4 protein-coding genes are annotated in these 2,283 nt (G+C 72.1%); 1 reads left to right on the top strand and 3 read right to left on the bottom strand.

Annotation, left to right across the window (positions count from 1 at the left end; all coding sequences use genetic code 11):
• Positions 1 to 189 precede the first annotated feature (189 nt).
• Positions 190 to 1,065, top strand: coding sequence for an RDD family protein (locus RIF89_RS14155; RefSeq protein ID WP_309069719.1), 876 nt, complete (start codon positions 190 to 192; stop codon positions 1,063 to 1,065).
• Positions 1,066 to 1,127: 62 nt separating this feature from the next.
• Here RIF89_RS14155 and RIF89_RS14150 read toward each other — a convergent pair whose 3' ends face one another.
• From RIF89_RS14150 to RIF89_RS14140, 3 genes are all read right to left on the bottom strand, one after another.
• Positions 1,128 to 1,337: a DUF3499 family protein gene (locus tag RIF89_RS14150; RefSeq protein ID WP_309069718.1), complete on the bottom strand. Its 210-nt coding sequence runs from the start codon at positions 1,335 to 1,337 to the stop codon at positions 1,128 to 1,130.
• 66 nt (positions 1,338 to 1,403) lie between these two features.
• Positions 1,404 to 1,844, bottom strand: coding sequence for a hypothetical protein (locus RIF89_RS14145; protein ID WP_309069717.1), 441 nt, complete (start codon positions 1,842 to 1,844; stop codon positions 1,404 to 1,406).
• 16 nt (positions 1,845 to 1,860) lie between these two features.
• On the bottom strand, positions 1,861 to 2,283 hold a 423-nt coding region (locus tag RIF89_RS14140), incomplete at its 5' end, for a DUF5719 family protein (RefSeq protein WP_309069716.1).

The following is a 2,283-nucleotide window of genomic DNA, read 5'->3' as shown; positions in this document are numbered from 1 at the left end:
CCTGCGGCGTGCGCCCGGCGGACGTCTTGAGATCCGCGAGGTCCGCCGACGCCGCCTGATAGCGCGCCACGAGCTCGTCGACCTCGGCGCCCGAGAGGCGGCGGCGCTGGGACAGCTCGTCCAGGCGTGCCCATTCCTGCCGCCGGGCGGTCGTCAGAGCGTCGAGGTCCACAGTGATTTACTGTACGCATGTCGACTGGCCACGGCCCCGGGATGACCTCCGTCGCGCCGCGCGTCGACACACGCGCGCCGCGGCCCTCGGCGGCCCGGCACCCCGCGGTCGTCGTCGAGCACGACGAGGTGCTGACGGGCGAGGCCGTCGCTCTCGACGTGCAGCCGATCGGGCTCATCCTGCGCGTCGCGGGCACCGCGATCGACATCGCCGCGACGGTCCTCGTCTACCTCGGCCTGATCCTGATCCTGAGCCGGCTGCTCGTGGCAGGCATCCTGCCCGAGAACGTGATGCAGATCCTCTCGATCGTGCTGCTCGTCGTGCTGCTGATCGTGGTGCCGACCGCGATCGAGACCGCGACGCGTGGACGCAGCCTCGGCAAACTCGCCGTGGGCGGCCGGATCGTGCGCCTCGACGGCGGCGCGATCTCGTTCCGTCACGCGTTCATCCGCGCCGTGGTCGGCGTGCTGGAGATCTACTTCACGCTCGGCGGACTCGCCCTGCTCGTCGGCGTCTTCACGCCCCGTTCCCAGCGACTGGGCGACCTCGTCGCCGGCACGTACGCCGAGCGCACGCGCACGCCCAAGCTCGTGACGCACGAGACGCCGCTGCCGCACGGTCTCGAAGCGTGGGCCGCCATCGCCGATGTCGGACGTCTGCCCGATCGTCTGGCCCGGCGCGTCGCGCAGTTCGTGGCAGGGGCCGAGGCCATGCATCCGGCCGCGCGGCTGCGCGTCGCCGCGGAGCTCGCGGCAGAGGTTCACCCGCATGTGAGCCCCGTGCCGCCTGTCGACCCCGAGACGCTGCTGCGCGCCGTCGTCGCCGTGCGCCGCGCTCGCGAGCTGCACGCCCTCACGGCCCGCGCCGAGCGGGTCGCCCGCCTCTCGCGCTGATCGAGCGCGGTCCGCGTGCAGAGCCGCTCGCGGCGGCCGGGGACGCGCCGACCCGTGCGATCTCAGGAGGCGCGCAACGTCTCGTGTCGGACGACGGTCCAGCCCTGCGGCACCGACAGGCGGTCCGTGTGGATCGCGCAGAGGTCGTGCGCGTGAGGGTCGTTCGCTGCACCCAACGGGCCGACGGCGGCCATCTGGTCGCTGTAGTCGTAGGTCAGCGTGGTCACGGCCTCACGCGCGCAACCCACCTTCGAGCACACTCTCTCACGCATCGCGTTCACCCTATGTTCCCGAATCCGTGATGTCCGGCCGCCTCGCCGGACGGATCGCAATGCGCGTCAGAAGAAGCGGAACCGGTCAGGACCGAGGTCCCACGGGTCGCGGTCGAGATAGTCGGCGGCGGCACGGAAGACCTCACCCTCGATCATCATCCGGCGCTGCGTCTCGTCGACGCGGTGCAGTCGGCCCAGGCGCTCGATCGGGATCCGGTACAGCACGATGCGCCGTCGGTCCCGATCGATCGTCCAGCGCGGGATGCCCTCTTCGTCGGCGTCGCGCGGCAGACGGCCGATCTCGAAGCTGACATCCCGCAGTTCGGGCCACGCGCCGCGGAGGTACTCGGCCGCACCTCCGACCGCGACATCGAACCGCTCGAGGCGCGTGTCGATCGGCGGCAGCGGTGGCCGCACGACCGGGCTGCGGCCCACGCGACCGTGTCTGCCGTGCCGCGCGGCACGCTCGCGCGGCACGGGTCGTCGCGACCGTCCGAACAGCGCCATCCTCCCAGCCTACGCGTCAGGGGTAGATGACGACGGGCTGCGGATTCGCCGCGTCAGGCCACACGGCCATGGACGCCACACCCGCATCGCCGGCGAACCCGACCGCGGCATGCACCGACGCCCCACGGGGGTCGATCGTGTAGAGCCGCCGGTCGTCGATCTCCACCACCTCGGTGGCGCCCGCGGCGACCGTCACCTCCTGCGGATCGTCGTCCTGCTCCGCGACCGAGACCGTGACGTCCTCGTCAGAGGGATTGGCGATGCTGATCGTCGGGTCCGGCCCTCTCGGCACGGCGACGAGCGTCGACTCGGTCACGGCGGGCGCCGCGGTGTTCCAGGCGAAGTCGGCGTCCGCGCCGAAGCCCGTCGTCTGCCACACGGCCGCCACGAGAGGGGCCTCGGCCGTCGCCGTCACGGTGTATGCGCCGGATTCGAGGCT

Source organism: Microbacterium sp. (genome assembly GCF_031178525.1).
In the GTDB taxonomy this organism is placed as follows: Bacteria; Actinomycetota; Actinomycetes; order Actinomycetales; family Microbacteriaceae; genus Microbacterium.
Note: the sequence above shows the minus strand (reverse complement) of the source record. Positions and strands in the feature narration are given on the sequence as shown.